Source organism: Streptomyces sp. NPDC047315, from assembly GCF_040643215.1.
Lineage (GTDB): Bacteria > Actinomycetota > Actinomycetes > Streptomycetales > Streptomycetaceae > Streptomyces.
This window is the reverse complement of the sequence record NZ_JBEYTZ010000028.1, coordinates 101,614-118,678: the sequence shown is the minus strand read 5'-3', so window position 1 is coordinate 118,678 and position 17,065 is coordinate 101,614. Positions and strand designations below refer to the sequence as shown.

Sequence of the window (17,065 nt, the reverse complement as noted above, 5' to 3'; positions counted from 1 at the left end):
ATGGTGAAGGGGGCGGCGGCGAGGGCGATGCCGACGGTGGCGCACAGGTCCGCCAACTCTCCGACGGCCGCGATCTTCCGCGCCACGATGATGTCCGCGACCCGGTCGAGCGCGCCGGCGATGATGCGGGCGGCACCCGCCAGGTCCTTGTTCTTCCCCTGGACCTTCTTCCAGTGCTTGTCCAGTGCGGTCAGTGACTCGCTCTGGCCCGTCGACAGCAGGCGCTGGATGTGTCCGTGGGCGGCGCCGGCGTCGTCGTCCGCGTCGTCGGCGAACTCCCGCAGCGCGTCCGCCATGTCGCGGTACGCGTCCTCGTCGACGTTCGGCCACCCCACGCCCACGACGTCCAACATCGTGTCGACGCCCTCGGGAATCGTGTAACCCATGGCCCGTCAACCCCCGTGCATTCTGGCGCTCAAAAGGGTTACCAGGGTGTCACGCGTACCGATGGACCTCCATGCCGTTCTCGGACTGGCTCCCTTTCACGCGGGGCCCACACGCAAGTGAGGCTGCGTCAGATGGCGGAGCTCGCCTCATGCGGCTGGCGTACGGGACCGAAGACCTCAGACTCGGCCAATCAGGATGCCTGGAACCTGAACGTCCTTAGGGACGCCGGTCCTGTTCGGCGTGCATCGCTCGGTATGCCTGCGTCCAGGCCGTGGTCTCCATACTCATGACCGGGACGCTATGACCTCAACCAATCTTGAGGTCAAGCGTGGGGAACGTGCGGCGCGATTCCGTCGAGAACGGTTTCCAGGCCGAGTCGGAAGGACTCGTCGAAGTCTGCGTCGTCCAATGCGGCGTGCCGGGCGAGCGTGGGGTGGAGTTCGGCCCGGCGGTCGAGGTACTCCTGGGCCTGGCGCCGCAGTTCGTTCTCCGCAGCGGGGTCGCGCTGTCGGGTGCGCCATACGTTCTCCGCGTTCGTGAAGCCCTGGACGAAGTAGGTCAGGGCGCCGACGGCGCTGGTCAGGCGAGGGCCGTCCAGGCCGGCCCCGTGGAGCAGGGCGTACACCCGTTCCGAGCGGGCGAGGGCAAGCGGACCGAGCAGCGGGCGGGTGGCCATCAGGACGGGCAGCCAGGGGTGCCGGCGCATCACCCGTCGGCTGCGGGTCATGTGCCGGGTCAGGGCGGCGCGCCAGGGCGCTTGGTCGTCGTCGAGTTCGATCTCGCCGACGGCTGCGTCCACGGCCAGGTCGAGTACGTCCTCGCGACTGCCCACGTACTCGTACAGCGACATCGTGCCGGCGTTCAGACGGGCCGCGAGCCGTCGCATGGACAGCCCCTCCACCCCCTCGGCGTCCAACAGCGCGACCGCGGCGGTGGTGATCCGCTCCCTGGTCAGCCGGGGCTTGCGGGCGGGTTCGTCGGCGAACCAGACGGCGGAAGGTCGTTGTCGGGGCACTGCCGCGCTCCTTTCGTACGGCGTACGGAAAACCGTACGACTAGCTTCGCCGCTGCAAGGGAGACCGCAGGAGACGAAGGAGGGATTCTGGTGACACCTGACGAGTGGCTGCGCGAGTACGCGTTGCTGGCGCTGCGCGTCAACGGACGGATGGGCGGTAGCGCCACGGGGACGGTGCTCATCTACCGGGGCCCGCAGGAGTGGCGGGCGCAAGTGGAGCGGGAGGGGCGGGAGGGGCCGGTTCCGGCCGGGCGGCTGGTCGAGGACGCCGACGCGCTGCTGGCGCGGCTGCCCTTCCCACCCGACCGCGCCAGGTATCTGGCCGCCCAGGTCCGGGCGGTGCGGGCGGTCGCCGGGCGGCTGACGGGCGTGGAGCTGCCGTTGCCGGAGTACGCCCGCGAGTGCCTGGGCATCGCGGTGCAGTGGCTGCCGGAGGACCTGTTCGAGCAGGCGCACGCCCTGCTGGACGCCGCACTGCCCCGCGGCGCGGGCTCCCTTGCCGAGCGGCTGCACGCCTGGCAGAGCGCCCACACCCTGCCGGCGGACCAACTGGGCCGACTTCCCTCCCTCGTGTACGCGGCAGTCGCCGAGACCCGCCGGCGCACCGGCGCGCTCGTACCGCTGCCGGCGCAGGAGACGGTGCGCTGCCGGCTGGTGTCCGGGGTGGCGTTCCGGGCGGCCGGCGAGTACGAGGGCGGGGTGTGCTCCACCCTGCACATCAACCGCGACCTGCCGTTCAACCTGGCCGACCTGCTGTACGTCGTCGCCCACGAGGGGCACCCCGGGCACATCGCCGAATCCCTCCTCAAGGAACGCCTGTTGGTCGAGGAACGGGGCTTCCTCGACCAACAGGTCCGGTTCATGCTCGGTCCCAGCTTCGTCGTCAGCGAAGGGCTCGGCCTGCACGCGCAGGGCATCGCCTTCCCCGACGACCAGGCCCAGGCATGGCTGACCGACCACGTGCTGGCGCCCCAGGGCATGGCATCGGACGGCAGCGACTTCGCCGCCGTCCACCGCGCCCAGAACATGCTGTTCGGCGCCTGGGCCAACACCGCGTTCCTGGCCGCCGAGGGCCGCCCGGACGCCGAACTGGCCGCCTATCTGTCCCGCTGGGCGCTGCTGTCCGAAGCGGAGACGCCCGCGGCGCTGGCCACCCTGCGGGCCACGGGGATGGCCCTGTACGTCCTCGGCTACTTCCACGGCTGGCGACTCCTGGATTCCTGGCTCGCCGGCCCGGGCCGCGCGGCGCGGGTCCGCCGGCTGCTCACGGAGCAATTGCTCCCGCTGGATTTGGAGTAGGTGGATTTGGAGTAGGCGGCCGTGCAGCCGCGGTGTCCGAACCCGGGCCGGGTGCACCCCGAACCGGGCAAGTTACGTCCCAGTAGTCGCCCCTGGTGCCGGCGCCCGCCTCCTGCCCCGGTCCGCGCGCCGGTCGGGCGCCGGCTGCCTCGTACACGCATTGCCCCTGCGTAACGCCGCTTCAACCTATTCGACCTGGGACGCAGCTCTGTCCGGGACGCGTCCCGGACAGGCTCCGCGACCCCAAAAGGGATGCCACACGGTTAGATTTCCCTCCGGGCGCTGTCCAACCCACACAGAGGTGTGGCAGCTCGCCCAAACAGGGGGAAAGAAACGATGCTCCAGAAGCTCTACAACATGCCCGCTTACCACCAGTCGAGCCTGTTCAAGAGGTCCCAGGAATTCGTCCGTCAGAACCTGAAAGACCCCGATCTCTGCCCTGACGCGGTGGCCGCGGCACACCACGTGTCCACCCGCCACTTACAGCGGGTGTACCAGCACCACGGGTACACCGTCGCCGCATTCATCCGCCACGAACGCCTGGACGCCGCGCGCCGCGACCTCGCCGACCCGATGGAGTCGCACCGCCCGATCCACGCGATCGCCACCCGTTGGGGCTTCTCCCACCCGGCCGTCTTCACCCGCACGTTCCGCGCGGTGTACGGCCTCTCGCCGCGCGAGTACCGGACGCACGCGTCCCTCGTCGCCTCCTGAGGCCCCGTCTGACCGAACACCGGCCTCCCGGTCCACGGACTGGGGGCCGGTGCATCGCCGTGCGGCCGGCAGTCTGCGGCCCGCGTCGCGCGGCTGGCGAAACCCGGATGCCGGGCCCGCCCCCGTCGCCCTACCCTCGGCCCATGCGAACCGCCGCCGCGCTCCTCAACGTCATCGACGTCGAAGCCACTTGTTGGGAGGGGCAGCCGCCGCCCGGTTCGGTGAGCGAGGTCATCGAGATCGGCCTCACGGTCGTCGACGTCCGGGAGCGTCGCCGCGCGTCCCGGCACCGCATCCTGGTCCGGCCCGAGCGGTCGACGGTCAGTGAGTTCTGCCGAGAGCTGACCGGGCTGACGCAGGACGAGGTGGCGCGGGGCGTGAGCTTCGCGCAGGCGTGTCGGACGCTGGTCGAGGAGTACGGGGCGGGGGTGCGTCCCTGGGCGAGTTGGGGCGAGTACGACCGCCGGCAGTTCGCCCGGCAGAGCCGCGCCGACTCGGTCGCGTACCCCTTCGGATACCCCACGGAGCGACTGCACACCAACGCCAAGGCCGTCTTCACCGAGGCGTACGGGCTGCGCCGCAAGCCGGGCATGGCCCAGGCGCTGCAGATCGCCGGCCTGCCGCTCGAAGGCCGGCACCACCGGGGCGAGGACGACGCGTGGAACATCGCCGCGCTCGTACTGGACCTGTTGGGGCGCGGGGCGTGGCCCGGGGCGGGGGCCACGGGGCGGTGAACCCGGCGGCCGACAAGGGGGTGAAGGCCCCGGGCGCAGCCCTGGTCATCGGCCGGACTCAGCCCAGCTTCTTCACCTGCGCGTCCGGTATCGCCGTCGACCGCGTCGCCTTCTCGCCGATCGGCATGGTGTAGAAGTTCGCGATGGTCGCGCCCTTGCGGACCGTCACCAGGTGGGTGTCGGCGAGCTCGCCGTCGACGTCCATCGTCAGGGTGTAGGCGAGGGCCTCGTCCCCGCCGCTGTACGCAGCCGGGGTCACCTTCGCCATCTTGGTCTTGTCGCCTTCCACGGTCACGGTGAAGCCGTCGGCGCACGTCGTGGCCGCCTTCTTCAGGGCCGCCATCGCGTCCGCCGCGCCGGTGCCGTCGTACGAGCTGAGCGTCGTGAAGGTCATGGTGGCGCTGTCGAGGGAGTCGGCCGCGTTCTTGAGCCCGGTTTCGATCTTCTCGTCCGTCGAGGCGCCGGAGGGCGTCGGGGCCGTCTTCGGCACCGGCATGACCATGCGCGTCAGCTGGGCGACGGCGGTGGCGGGAGTGCCCTCGGTGGCGGCTGCGGCTATGGGCCGGCAGTCCGGCTTGTCCGCGACGGCGCTCCCCGGCTTCAGGGCCTCACCAGGCTCCGGGGCCTTGAAGTCGTGGTCCTTGAGGTCGGTCTTGGTCAGGGCGAGCTTCTCCAGCTCGGCCTGGGTCAGCGCCTTCGCCGCGGGCGCGGCGGCCGACGGGGAGCCCTTCGCCACGGCCTTGGCGTCCTTCTTCTCGTCCTCGCTGCCACAGGCGGTGAGGGCGAGGCTCAGGGAGATCAGGGACGCGGCGACGGCAGTTCTTCGGACGGGGACCTTCGACACTTCGGTTCCTTCGAGAGTTCTGGTGTGGCAGGCGGGACGGCCTGAGGCCTTGCCCCGGGTCGGCGTGCAGCCGACGGGGTTGCCGTGACCTTCTTACTCGAACGGACGGACGGGTCGCGGCGCTTCGTGATATTCGGGCCTATCACGCCGTACATCTGGCCTGGACTGGCCTGGAGTGGACTGGCCTGGGGATGGCCGGGCCTGGAGGTGGCCGGGCGACGCGGCAGGCGTCGAAGGCTCCCGCTCCGGCAACCGTGTTGTGACGGCTGCCGGAGCGGGGACGCACTCAGCCCAGCTTCTTCACCTGCGCGTCGGCGATCGCCTTCGGCTGCTCCGTCTTGCCGCCGAAGCTCAGGGTGTAGAAGTTCGCCACCGTCGCGCCCTTGCGGACCGTCACCAGGTGCGTGTCGGAGGTCTTGCCGTCCATCTCCATCGTCAGGGTGTAGGCGACCGCCTCGTCCCCGCCGTTGTACGTCGCCGGCGCCACCTTCGTGAACTTGGTCGTCTCGCCCGCCGCGGTCAGGCTGAAGCCGGCGGCGCAGTCAGAGCCCGCCTTCTTGAGGGCCGCCAGCGCGTCCTCGGAGCCCTTGCCCTCGTACGAGTTGAGCGTGGTGGAGGTGAAGGTCAGGGTGCTCAGCGCCTTCAGCGCGGCCTCCGCCTTCTGCTCCTCCGTGGCGCCGGTGGACGCGCCGCCCGCCGGCATCGGCATGATCTGGCGCATCACCGCGGCGGTGGCGGGGGTCGGGGCGCCCTCGGTGAGGGCCGCGGCCAGCGGCTTGCACTCGGGCTTGTCCGAGGTGGCGCCCTTCGCCTTCGCGAGGTCGGCCGCCTTCGGGGTGTTGAACTCGTGGTCCTTGAGGTCGGTCTTCGTCAGGGTGAGCTTTTCCAGCTCGGCCTGCGTCAGCGCCTTCGCCGCGGGCGCGGCGGCCGACGAGGAGTCCTTCGCGTCGCCCTTGGCGTCCTTCTTGTCGTCCCCGCCGTCGCCGCCGCATGCGGCGAGCACCAGGCTGAGGGAGACGACGGACGCGGCGACGGCCGCTCTGCGGACGGGGGTTCTGTGCACTTTCAGGTCCTTCTAGCGGAGTTGCGAAATTTACGGGGATGGTCACGGGGCGGGGATGGAGACGGGGACGGTCACGGGCCGTGCACCCGGAGCTGTCTGTGCTGACCGGTGAGACTGCTACTGCTTGGTGTAGCGGAGCGGAGCCCCGCTGGAACCGACCAGTTCCCGGATGACGGTGGCGTCGTCGGGCATCACCAGACGGCTCCACTGTCCCGGGGAGCACTTCGTCGGATCGCCGGACTCGACCTTCGTGGGGCCGAGTTCGAGGGGGGTGCGACCCGACTTCAAAGTCGCCGACCACGTGCAGCTGTAGTCGGGTCCCGTACCGGTGAGCTCCATGACCTTCTCGCCGGACGAACCGGCTGTGATGGTCATCGTACGGGCGTTCTGCCCGGTTGCGGACTCGAATTTCGCGCGCCAGGTGCCGAGGTACGCATCGGGGACCCCGCCGTCGACGCCGGGGCCCGGCTCGCCGTCCGCGCCCTTGCCCGCGTCCGGGGCGCCCGCCGACGGCCGCGGCGACGCCTGGTCCTGGCCCCGGGCCCGGTCCTTCCCGTCGTCGGAGCCCGCGTACGAGGCGTACAGCACGCCGCCGACCAGGGCGGCGACCGCGGCGACGGCCACCAGGGCGACGGCCGCCTTCCGCCGACGGGGCCGGCGCGGCTGGTTCGGTTGGTGCAGTTGGTGCGGTTGGTGCGGGACGTGGGGCTGGTGCGGGGCCGGTGGCGCGGAGCCCACCGCGGTGGGCTCCCGGGGCGGCAACGCGTGCGCGTGCGTGGGCGGCGTGGGCGCCTGAACGGCCGCTGCGTGGGCTGCCGCTGCGTGGGCCGCGGCTGCGTGCGCCGCCGCCGCTTCCGCCGTGACCCGCTGCTGGGGCCCGGTGTGCTCCACTTCCAGCAGCCGTACGGCGTGCCGGCCGAGCTCCGCCACCAACGCGCCCGGAAGCCACGGTTCCGCGCTCGGCTCCGTCACCGTGCGCGCCAGGATCTCGGCCACGTCCGGCCGTTCGGCGGGGTCCTTGCGCAGACAGTCCCGTACGAGCTCGACGAGCCCCTCGGGCACCTCCGTCAGGTCCGGCTCCTCCTGTGCGATCCGGTACATCACCGCGTGACCGCTGCTGTCCGCCGCGCCGAACGGCAGCCGGCCGGTCGCCGCGAACGCCAGGATCGACCCCAGGCAGAACACGTCAGCGGCGGGCGTGACGTGCTGGCCGCGCACCTGTTCGGGCGACATGTAGCCGGGGGAGCCGACGATCGCGCCCGTGCGCGTCAGGCCCGAGTCCGTCGCGGTCTCCAGGGCGCGGGCGATCCCGAAGTCGATGACGCGCGGCCCGTCGATGCCGATGAGGATGTTCGACGGCTTGAGGTCGCGGTGGATCAGCCCCGCGCCGTGGATCGACCGCAGGGCGTGCGCGAGGCCCGACCCCAGGATGCGCACGGTGCGCTCCGGCAGCGGGCCGTGGGCACCGGACACCACCGAACTCAGCGCGGGCCCGGCGACGTAGGCCGTCGCCACCCACGGAACGGCGGCTTCCGTGTCCGCGTCCAGCACCGGCGCGGTCCACTCGTCGCCGACCTTGCGCGCCGCGGTCACCTCGTGCCGGAAGCGCTCGCGGAAGGACTCCTGCGCTGCCAGTTCGGGCCGTACGAGCTTCACGGCGACGGTGCGACCGCGGTTGCTGCGGGCGAGATAGACCTGGCCCATGCCGCCGGCGCCGAGGCGGGCGAGCAGCCGGTAGGCGCCTATTCGGGTCGGATCACCCGGTGCAAGCTGTTCCATCGCAGCATCTCCCCGACCCCGTCCCGCGTTGCTGGCTGGAACGAGGATAGGCGCCGATCCCCGCGGTGCGTTCGCCGGCCCTGGTCAGGACCGTGTGAAGGTCTGTTCATATGACCGGGGTTAAGGGGGTGGTCGATCGTTCATCCGTTGGCGGGAAGATCGCAGGTCGTGCCTTTCCCTTGGTCCTGCGCGGACGAACACTTTGCGGGCGGGGCGAACGGGTCGCCCGCGATTGCGAAAGGTGTTCCTATGCGTGCGGTGCGTGCGGGCATGACGGGCAAGAAGGGCAAGAAGTCGCTGTTGGCCCTGGCGGCGGCGGGAGCCGTTGCGGCGGGTCTCCTGACTGGGCCGAGCGCACAGGCGGCGCAGCCCGAGCTGTACGCGGTCCAGACCTTCGCGGACCTGTGCTTCGAGATGCGCGCGGGCACGCCGGGTGCGGCTGGTGCGGCGGCGGACCCGGCGCTGGTGCAGGAGAGCTGTTCGTCGATGGCGAACCAGCAGTTCGAGTTCCTGCCATCGGGCAGCCGGCTGTTCCAGATCCGCAACCTCGACACCGAGCTGTGCCTGGACGTGCGGGGCGCGAGCACGGAGAGCGGCGCGCGGGTCGTCGGCGCGCCTTGCGGCGCGGCGCCGAGCCAGCGCTTCGAGGTGGTGCAGAACATCGAGGGCTACGAGATCCGCACCTTCGCGGACAAGTGCCTGGACGTGCGGGGCGTGAGCACGACGGCGGGCGCGCCGATCGTCCAGTCGGACTGCGCCCTGGCGAAGGAGAACCAGATGTTCGTGATCGAGGTGATCCAGCCCTAATGCTGCGGCGTGCGATGGTGCGGGCCGCGGCGGTGTGGCCCGCGCCGTCTCCCCGCGGGTGTGGTTGCCCCTGCGGCCCGGTGGGTGGCTTGTCGCGCAGTTCCCCGCGCCCCTGATGTGGCTGACCTCCGCTGTTCGTCTGCGGAGCACCGACGGGGGGTTAGGGGCGCGGGGAACTGCGCGGGTGACCCACCACCGGGGCACACGGGGCCTACGCTCCCGCAGGGAAACGGCGGGGTTGCCCGGGCCGCGAGTGACCCGCACCACCTCACCCCGCACAGCACAGCGCAGCGCAGCGCACGCGCACGCGCAGTGGACAGATCGCCGCTGTCCGGCGCCGCAGCCCAGACAACGTGTACGTGTCCGCGCCCACCCGCCCCTGCCTACCCTGGCGCCCATGACCCCTCATGACGCTCCCCCGCCGCCCGCCCAGGGCCCCGCCCAAGCCGCAGCCGTACGCGCCGCGGACCGGGCCCACGTGTTCCACTCGTGGTCCGCCCAGGGCCTGATCGAACCGCTCGCGGTCGCCGGCGCGGAGGGCTCGTACTTCTGGGACTACGACGGCAAGCGCTACCTCGACTTCTGTAGCGCCCTCGTCTACACGAACATCGGCTACCAGCACCCGAAGGTCGTCGCCGCGATCCAGGCGCAGGCCGCGAAGCTCACCACCTTCGCGCCCGCGTTCGCGATCGAGGCCCGCTCCGAGGCCGCCCGGATGATCGCCGAGCGCACCCCGGGCGACCTCGACAAGATCTTCTTCACCAACGGGGGCGCCGAGGCCGTGGAGAACGCCGTGCGCATGGCGCGGCTGCACACGGGCCGGCCCAAGGTGCTCTCCGCGTACCGCTCGTACCACGGGGGCACGCAGACCGCGGTGAACGTCACCGGCGACCCGCGCCGCTGGCCGTCGGACACCGGCACCGCCGGCGTCGTGCACTTCTGGGCGCCCTTCCTCTACCGTTCGCCGTTCCACGCGAGCACCGAGGAGGAGGAAGGGGCGCGCGCCCTGCGGCACCTGGAGGACACCATCGCCTTCGAGGGGCCGGGCACGATCGCCGCGGTCGTCCTGGAGACGATCCCGGGCACTGCCGGAATCATGGTCCCGCCGCCCGGTTACCTCGCCGGCGTGCGGGAGATCTGCGACCGCCACGGCATCGTCTTCGTCCTCGACGAGGTGATGGCCGGCTTCGGACGCACCGGCGCCTGGTTCGCCGCCGAGCACTTCGACGTCGTACCGGACCTGCTGACCTTCGCCAAGGGCGTGAACTCGGGGTACGTGCCGCTGGGCGGCGTCGCGATCTCGCCGGAGATCGCGGCCACCTTCGAGACCCGGCCGTACCCGGGCGGGCTGACCTACTCCGGCCACCCGCTGGCCTGCGCCGCCGCCGTCGCCACGATCGAGGTGATGGCCGAGGAGCGGGTCGTGGAGCGCGCCGCCGACCTCGGGGCGACCGTGCTCGGCCCGGGGCTGCGGGAGATCGCCGAGCGCCACCCGTGCGTGGGCGAGGTGCGCGGCACGGGCGTCTTCTGGGCGCTGGAGTTGGTGCGGGACCGGGAGACGCGCGAGCCGCTGGTGCCGTACAACGCGAGCGGCGAGCAGAACCGGCCGATGGCCGCCTTCGCCGCGGCCTGCAAGGAGAGCGGGCTGTGGCCGTTCGTCAACATGAACCGGACGCACGTCGTCCCGCCGTGCAACGTCAGCGAGGCGGAGGCGAAGGAGGGCCTGGAGGTACTGGACGCGGCGCTGTCCGTCGCCGACGAGTACGTGCTCTGAGCCGACGGGTACGTGGCCTGAGGGACCGTACGTAAAGGGGACCGGGACGCCGGGACGCCCGCACGGCGCCCCGGCGTCCCGGCCGTCAGTGGGTCGGCCGCACGGTGATCGACCAGCGGCACTCCGTCGCCTGCACGGTCAGCAGTCGCGTACCGCCCTGGAGCCGGACCGTCTGCCGGAACGGCCCGGTCGCCCCCGACAGCAGGAACTCCACGCCCTCGAAGTCCGCCGCCGGCTCGTCGATGTCGTGCGGGGACATGGCGACCAGCGTGATGAAGCCGCCGGCCATCCCGGGCGCGTCCTCGATCGCCACCTCCAGGTCCGCGTCCGGACCCGCGTAGGCGAGTACGTCGTACGACTCCCCGTGCACCGGCTGGCCCGGCAGCAGACGGCGGGCCGCGGACACCGGCAGCGCGGTGACCGTCCAGTCCGCGTCACCCGCCAGAACGTTCAAGCACAGGGCGTACGAGCCGGGGGCGACGGCCGGCGCACGGCTGTGGACCGCCGGACCGGACTCGCTCAGCAGGTCGTAGCCGGGCTCGCGGCGCAGGTTGAGCTGCTGCACCTTCACCCAGTCGTCGTTGTTGTACGTCGCCTCCAGGATCACCGGACCGCGGGCGAAGCCCTCGGGGAAGGCGACCGTGCCGTAGCCGCGGCCGTGCACGGTCTGCGGCGCGAAGGAGGGGAAGCGCTCGAAGGGGTCGTCCGCGGCGGGTGCGTTCTGCACCGCCGGCTGGTGGTCGTAGGCGGCGGGCTGGTAGTCGACCGCGGGCGCGTACCCCTGCGCGGGCACGGCCCCTTCGGGCAGGTGCACGGGCGCGACGGGGTCGATGATGCGGTGTCCGGGGGAGTACGAGTGACCGGGCACGGGTGGCCGCGGGGACCCGACCTGCGGTGACACCGGCGCCAGATAGCCCTGCGTCGCGTAACCGACCTGCGGCTGGTAGCCGTTCGACGGCTGGTAGCCGACCTGCGCCTGGTACGCGGCCTGGGGCTGGTACGCGGAAGCCTGGAAGGCGGGCGGGGGCGGCGGGGGCGCCGGCACCGCGGACAGGAACCGGGACGCCGCCCCCGGCAGGCCGAACTCCGCCGCGACGGCGGCCAGTCCGCCGGCGTACCCCTGACCCACCGCGCGGAACTTCCAAGCGCCGTCGCGCCGGTACAGCTCGCCCAGCACGATCGCCGTCTCGGTGGTGGCGTTCATCACGTCGTAACGGGCGACGGGCACCCCGTCGTACCCCTGCACCTGTACGTACAGCCCCGGCACCGCGCCGAAGGCGGTGCCCTCGACCGCGGCGACCACCACGATGCGCTGCACCTCGGGCTCCACGACGGGCAGGTTCACGTCCAGCCAGACCGCGACCTGACCGTTTCCTTCCGTGCGACCCGCGTACGCCACCGTGCCCGAAGGGTGCGGGGTTTGGGACGCGGCCACCACGTCGCCGCGGCCGGGGCGGGTGGTGCCGCCGGCGTCGAGCAGCAGCACGAGCGCGTCGAACGCCGGGACCGCGGGGGACAGCGCGTGCCCCACGGCCAGGCGCAACGGCGCGGTCGGGACGGGGGCGTTCGCGCCCCACGGGATGTTCGCCATGGTGCACATGCTGACATCCGGGACAGGACCGAGTCGACGATTCCTGCGGCTGTGTTCTCCGGGCGGTGTCAACGGGCCGTGTCCGGGCACGATGTGACGGAGGGGGCGGAATGGGACGGACCCGGTCAACGGGCGGTCCGGCAGGGCACGTTCGGAGAGGCCGTGCGCCACCCGTCGCCCTCGGGCCCGCAGCCCGTCCGGACACACATCGCGCGCGCCGCCGCGCCGGGGCGCCGACGAAGGCGCCCGGGAAGTGGGGTGCGGGGTGCTGACCTGCAACTCCGGTCCGCGGGACGGGGAGATCGGTGGCGGCCCCGGTCCGCCTGCGGCCGGGAGGGGCGCGCCGGGGGAGTGCGTCGGCTCCGTGTTTACCGGGCGGACCCCGTGGATCCCGGCTCCGTACGCCAGCGTGCGACCGTCCGACGGGAACGCGGGCGTCGACGTCTGCCCTTCCTCGCCCCCGGGGCGGCGGCGGGGTGCGCGGACATCAGTGCGGCGGCCGACCGGGGGCTGTGCGGTACGGGTCGGCCGCGCTGAACGTCGCTGCTCGCGGGGGCTTTTCGCGCGCTGCGGGTGAGGGCCGCCCGCGGCCCGCCCGTCACCCGCGCGCGGCGTCAACCGCGAACGGCCCCTGGGGTCAAGGGACTCGACGCGATTCCGCCCGGTCGTGTGCGGTTGGCTGCGCCGTGCTGTGCCGGGAGTCGGCGCGGCTCGCAGCTTCCGGCGGTCGCCCGCGCCTTGCCGCCAGGCCCAGGCCCAGGCCCAGGCCCAGGCCCCGGACCGTCCCGCCGTTTCCCTGCGGGCGCGTTGGTCTCCGCGGCCCGGTGGTGAGCTTGTCGCGCAGTTCCCCGCGCCCCTAAACACCCCTGCCCCAGCCCGCAGGCAAGTGACGGGGGTAGCGAAACAGGGGCGCGGGGAACTGCGCGAGCAAGTCTCACCGGGCCGCGGAGACCAGTGCTCCCGCGGTGTTACGGCGGGTGTGTCAGGGTGCTGGGGGTCCCCCATGCCCTCTGGGCATAGGGGGCGGAACTGCGCGACAAGCCCACCACCAGGCCGCAGAGACCAACGCGCCGCAGGGAAACGGCGAGACGGTCCAGGGCCCCGGGGTCCCCGGACACCGCGGCCAGCCCGCAGCCCGCAGCCCGCAGCCCGCCGCAGTCGCGGCGCTCCGCGGAGCGAGCCGCATCACCTCCCGCCCCGCGGAGCCATCCGTACCTCCACCTCCAGGAACCACCTTCCCCTTCCCGCCCGGTACGCCAGGACCTCCCAGCCGCCCGCCTCCTCCAGTACTCCCGCGCACTCCCGCAACCTCTCCTCCGTTTCGGTCGCCGCGCCGCTGCCCGGGGCGCCCAGCCAGTCCACGCGGACGACGCCGGGGCGTTCGCCGGGGGCGACGCGGTAGCCCGTGGCGGACCGCGCGCCGGTCGTCGCGTCCAGCGCGGACGGCGCGAACCCCGCCGCCTCCAGCGTGATCGCCACCGCCCGCGCCGGCTGGTTCCGCTCCCACGCCGCCGGCACCGCACCCGTGACCTGCCGGATCTGCCGCAGCCCGGCGTACGCGGCGCGCACCTCCGTCGCCCGTTGGTCCGGTGCCGTACGCGGACCTTCGGCCACCTCGTCGCCGTACGCCGCTTCGAAGACCTCGCCCACCGCTCCGCTCCCCTCTCCCGCGAACTCCGTGATCCGCTGAGTGCTCCTCGCTGGCCTATCGTGTCGGGAGCCCCTGGCGAAGGAGAAGCCATCGATGCCCGGTCCCGGCAGCACCTCTGTCACCCGCAGTACGCTGCGACAACAGATCGCGGACGCATTGCGTGACGAGGTGCTGGCCGGGCGCCTCCAGCCCGGGCAGGAGTTCACGGTCAAGCAGATCGCCGACCAGTACGGCGTCTCCGCGACGCCAGTGCGCGAAGCCCTCGTCGACCTCTCCGCGCAGGGGCTGCTCGAATCCGACCAGCACCGCGGCTTCCGGGTGCACCAGTTCTCCGTCACCGACTACCGGGACATGGTGGAGACCCGCTCCCTGGTCGTCGACGGGATCATCCAGCACGCCGAGCGGTTGGGGCGTACGCAGGTGAACGCCAGCGCGGTCGTGCCGGTCCGGCGCCGTGCCGAGGAGGCGGCCCGGGCCGCCCGCAGCGGGGACCTCGACATCCTGATCGGCTACGACCTGCGGTTCTGGCATGAACTCGGGACGATAGTCTCAAATCGCTACATCTCCGACTTCCTTCATCAGTTGCGCGTTCAGACCTGGGTGTTCGCCGTCCCCCACCTCAAGGGCGAGACGGACTGCCGGCGCTGGCTCTTCAGCGGGTACGAGGAGTTGGTCGACGCGCTCGTCCGGGGCGAGATCACCGAGGCGCGCGACGTGCTGTGCGGCTACACCGAGCTGTCGCTCTCCTGGGCGGACCGGTTGGACGAACGGATCGGCTCATGAGCCCGCAGCCGCACCCCGAACCGCAGCCCGAGTCGTCCTCGCCAAGCACGACAACCGACACCACCACCGGCGACATCGGCCTCAGCATCGTCGTACCCGCGTACAACGAAGAGCACCGCCTGCGCCCCACCCTCGACGCCATCCGCGCCCACCTCGACGCCGAACCCGAACGCTGGGGCGCCTGGGAGCTGATCGTCGTCGACGACGGTTCCACCGACGACACCGCCCGCGTCGCCCGCGAGGCCGCCGCCGAAGAGCCCCGCATCCACGTCATAACCAGCCCCCGCAACCGCGGCAAGGGCCACGCCGTGCGCAGCGGCGTGCTCGCCTCGTACGGGCGGCGCGTCCTGCTCACCGACGCCGACCTGGCCACGCCCATCGAGGAGCTGGACCACCTCGACAAGCTGCTTGCCGCCGACGACGTCTGCGCGGCCATCGGCTCCCGCGCGCACCCGGACTCACAGATCGACGTCCACCAGTGGCGCGGCCGGGAGTGGCTGGGCCGCGCCGGCAACCGCTTGATACGGCTGGCCGCCGTCCCCGGGATCCACGACACCCAGTGCGGGTTCAAGCTCTTCGACGGCGAGCGGGCGCGCACCGCCTTCGCCGCGTCGCAGCTCGACGGCTGGGCGATCGACGTGGAGATCCTGCGGCACTTCCAGCGCGCGGGCTGGCCGGTGGTGGAGGCCCCGGTGAACTGGTCGCACCGCTCCGGTTCCAAGGTGCGTCCGCTGGACTACGGGCGGGTGCTCGGCGAACTCGTCCGGCTGCGCGTGCGCACCGCCCGCACCAACCACACCGCCCGCACCCCCGGCCCCGCCCCCATCCCCACCCAGGCCGTCGGTGCCCAGAAGCCCGTTCCGCGCGCCACCGCCCGCCGCACGCACCTGCTCGTCGCCCTCCTCTTCTGCGTCGCCTCGTTCGTCCTCTACCAAAACCTGTGGCAGGACCTCGACCGCGGCTATCTGGCCGACGCCGGCCAGGACCAGAACCAGTGGGAGTGGTTCTTCGCCGTCACCGCCGACAACGTCACCAACCTGCGCAACCCGCTGTTCACCACCCTCCAGGGCTACCCGGACGGCGTGAACCTGATGGCGAACACGGTGATGCTCGGCGTCTCCGTGCCGCTCGCGCCCGTGACGCTGCTGCTCGGGCCGACTGTCACCTGGGCCCTCGTGCTGACCTTCGGCCTCGCGGCCACCGCCTTCGCCTGGTACTGGCTGCTCGCCCGCCGGCTGGTCGCCCACCGCGGGGCGGCCGTGCTCGGCGCGGCCGTCGCCGCCTTCGCGCCGCCGATGATCTCGCACGGCAACGCCCACCCCAACTTCCTCGTCCTCTTCATGATCCCGGTGATCCTGGACCGGGCGCTGCGGCTGTGCGAGGGCCGTGCCGTGGTCCGGGACGGGGTGCTCCTCGGCCTCTTCGCCACGTACCAGATCTTCCTCGGCGAGGAACCGCTGCTGCTCGCCGCGATGGGCATGCTGCTCTTCGCCGTCTGCTACGCCCTGCTGGACCGGGACGCCGCACGCCGCTGCTGGCGCCCCCTGCTCCAGGGGCTCGGCTGGGCCCTCGCGGTCTGTCTGCCGCTGGTCGCGTTCCCGCTGGGCTGGCAGTTCTTCGGCCCGCAGAGCTACTCCGACGTCATGCACGGGTCGAACACCTTCAACAGCCCGCGGGCGTTCGTCGAGTTCGCCGGCCGTTCGCTCTTCGGCACGGACGCCGCCGCCGACCCGCTCGCGATGAACCGCACCGAGCAGAACGCCTTCTACGGCTGGCCGCTGCTCGCGCTCGCGCTGGTGGTCGTCGTCCAGCTGTGGCGGCACACCCTCGTGCGGGCGCTCGCGCTCACGGCCGCCGGGGCCGCGCTGCTCTCGCTCGGCAAGGAGGTGTACGTCCCCTTCACGGACCTCTCCTTCCCCGGCCCCTGGGCGCTGCTCGGCAAGGCGCCGCTCTTCGAAGCCGTCATCGAGTCCCGTACGGCCCTGATCTGCGCGCCGCTGTTCGGCATGCTCGTCGCCCTCGCCGTCGACCGGCTGTCGGACGGGCCCGCCCGGTCCTTCCGCACCGCGGGGCTGGTCGCCGTCGCCGCGGCGCTGCTCCCGATCGTCCCGACGCCCTACCCGGTGCGCGAGCGCGCCGAGGTGCCGGCCTTCGTCACCGATGGGCTGTACCGCACCTACCTCGGCCCGGGCGAGTCGCTGGTGATCGTGCCGCTGCCGAACCCGGGCTCGGCGGACGCGCTGTACTGGCAGTCCTCCACGGAGCTCGACTTCCCGATCGCCGGCGGCTACTTCAACGGCCCCTGGGGGCCCGACGACGTCGGCATCTACGGCATCGCGCCCACCCACACCGCCGCCCTCCTCGACGACGTACGGGGCAGCGGCCGGGTCCCCGACATCGGCCCCGCCGAGCAAGAACAAGCCCGTGTCGACCTGGCGTCGTGGCAGGCGGGCGTGGTCGTGCTGCCGCCGCAGTACAACGAGGAAGCGCTGCAGACCGCGGTGGAACGCCTGCTGGGCCGGCCGGGACAGTGGGTCGGGGGAGTGCTGGTGTGGGACCTCGACCCCCCGGGCGCCCCCGGTCCGTGACCGCGACCTCGCCACACGCCCTTCGCCACGGCCCCG

At 72.4% G+C, this 17,065-nt stretch carries 14 protein-coding genes; 7 read left to right on the top strand and 7 right to left on the bottom strand.

What is annotated here, in order from left to right; genetic code table 11:
* Both ABZ842_RS28830 and ABZ842_RS28825 read right to left on the bottom strand, forming a co-directional pair.
* On the bottom strand, positions 1-386 hold a 386-nt coding region (locus tag ABZ842_RS28830; RefSeq protein WP_361542906.1), incomplete at its 3' end, for a hypothetical protein.
* 323 nt (positions 387-709) lie between these two features.
* Positions 710-1,402 carry a TetR/AcrR family transcriptional regulator gene (locus tag ABZ842_RS28825; protein WP_361542903.1) on the bottom strand — a complete coding sequence of 231 codons (693 nt, stop codon included), beginning with the start codon at positions 1,400-1,402 and terminating at the stop codon, positions 710-712.
* A 90-nt stretch (positions 1,403-1,492) separates the two neighbouring features.
* Here ABZ842_RS28825 and ABZ842_RS28820 point away from each other — a divergent pair, with 90 nt between their 5' ends.
* The 3 genes from ABZ842_RS28820 to ABZ842_RS28810 all read left to right on the top strand — a co-directional run bounded on the left by ABZ842_RS28820 (position 1,493) and on the right by ABZ842_RS28810 (position 4,149).
* On the top strand, positions 1,493-2,701 hold the full coding sequence (locus ABZ842_RS28820; RefSeq protein ID WP_361542900.1) for a hypothetical protein: 1,209 nt from the start codon (positions 1,493-1,495) through the stop codon (positions 2,699-2,701).
* Between the two features lie 336 nt (positions 2,702-3,037).
* Positions 3,038-3,415 (top strand): helix-turn-helix transcriptional regulator, encoded by a 378-nt coding sequence (locus ABZ842_RS28815; RefSeq protein WP_361542898.1) that lies wholly within the window; start codon positions 3,038-3,040, stop codon positions 3,413-3,415.
* A gap of 143 nt (positions 3,416-3,558) precedes the next feature.
* Entirely contained in the window at positions 3,559-4,149 is a 591-nt protein-coding gene (locus ABZ842_RS28810; protein ID WP_361542895.1) for a 3'-5' exonuclease, read from the top strand.
* 58 nt (positions 4,150-4,207) lie between these two features.
* On the opposite strand, the gene ABZ842_RS28805 is transcribed toward ABZ842_RS28810, so the two are convergent.
* The 3 genes from ABZ842_RS28805 to ABZ842_RS28795 form a co-directional block, all read right to left on the bottom strand.
* Positions 4,208-4,993, bottom strand: a complete 786-nt coding sequence (locus ABZ842_RS28805; RefSeq protein ID WP_361542892.1) for a hypothetical protein — start codon at positions 4,991-4,993, stop codon at positions 4,208-4,210.
* A gap of 286 nt (positions 4,994-5,279) precedes the next feature.
* On the bottom strand, positions 5,280-6,056 hold the full coding sequence (locus ABZ842_RS28800; protein ID WP_361542889.1) for a hypothetical protein: 777 nt from the start codon (positions 6,054-6,056) through the stop codon (positions 5,280-5,282).
* Positions 6,057-6,173: 117 nt separating this feature from the next.
* Positions 6,174-7,835: a serine/threonine-protein kinase gene (locus ABZ842_RS28795; protein WP_361542886.1), complete on the bottom strand. Its 1,662-nt coding sequence runs from the start codon at positions 7,833-7,835 to the stop codon at positions 6,174-6,176.
* Positions 7,836-8,084: 249 nt separating this feature from the next.
* On the opposite strand from ABZ842_RS28795, the gene ABZ842_RS28790 reads away from it, so the two are divergent.
* Positions 8,085-8,642 (top strand): RICIN domain-containing protein, encoded by a 558-nt coding sequence (locus ABZ842_RS28790; protein WP_361542883.1) that lies wholly within the window; start codon positions 8,085-8,087, stop codon positions 8,640-8,642.
* A 397-nt stretch (positions 8,643-9,039) separates the two neighbouring features.
* Positions 9,040-10,416, top strand: a complete 1,377-nt coding sequence (locus ABZ842_RS28785) for an aspartate aminotransferase family protein (protein WP_361542880.1) — start codon at positions 9,040-9,042, stop codon at positions 10,414-10,416.
* An 85-nt stretch (positions 10,417-10,501) separates the two neighbouring features.
* Here the strand turns inward: ABZ842_RS28785 and ABZ842_RS28780 are convergent, their stop codons facing one another.
* Both ABZ842_RS28780 and ABZ842_RS28775 read right to left on the bottom strand, forming a co-directional pair.
* A complete protein-coding gene (locus ABZ842_RS28780) occupies positions 10,502-12,007 on the bottom strand; it encodes a TerD family protein (RefSeq protein WP_361542877.1) in 1,506 nt (501 codons plus the stop codon).
* A 1,185-nt stretch (positions 12,008-13,192) separates the two neighbouring features.
* Positions 13,193-13,657: a hypothetical protein gene (locus ABZ842_RS28775; RefSeq protein ID WP_361542874.1), complete on the bottom strand. Its 465-nt coding sequence runs from the start codon at positions 13,655-13,657 to the stop codon at positions 13,193-13,195.
* A 94-nt stretch (positions 13,658-13,751) separates the two neighbouring features.
* On the opposite strand from ABZ842_RS28775, the gene ABZ842_RS28770 reads away from it, so the two are divergent.
* A complete protein-coding gene (locus ABZ842_RS28770; protein ID WP_361542871.1) occupies positions 13,752-14,441 on the top strand; it encodes a GntR family transcriptional regulator in 690 nt (229 codons plus the stop codon).
* The gene (locus ABZ842_RS28765; RefSeq protein ID WP_361542868.1) at positions 14,438-17,029 is read left to right on the top strand and encodes a dolichyl-phosphate beta-glucosyltransferase; all 2,592 of its coding nucleotides are present in this window, start codon (positions 14,438-14,440) and stop codon (positions 17,027-17,029) included. Before ABZ842_RS28770 ends, ABZ842_RS28765 begins: the two co-directional genes overlap by 4 nt.
* Positions 17,030-17,065 lie beyond the last annotated feature (36 nt).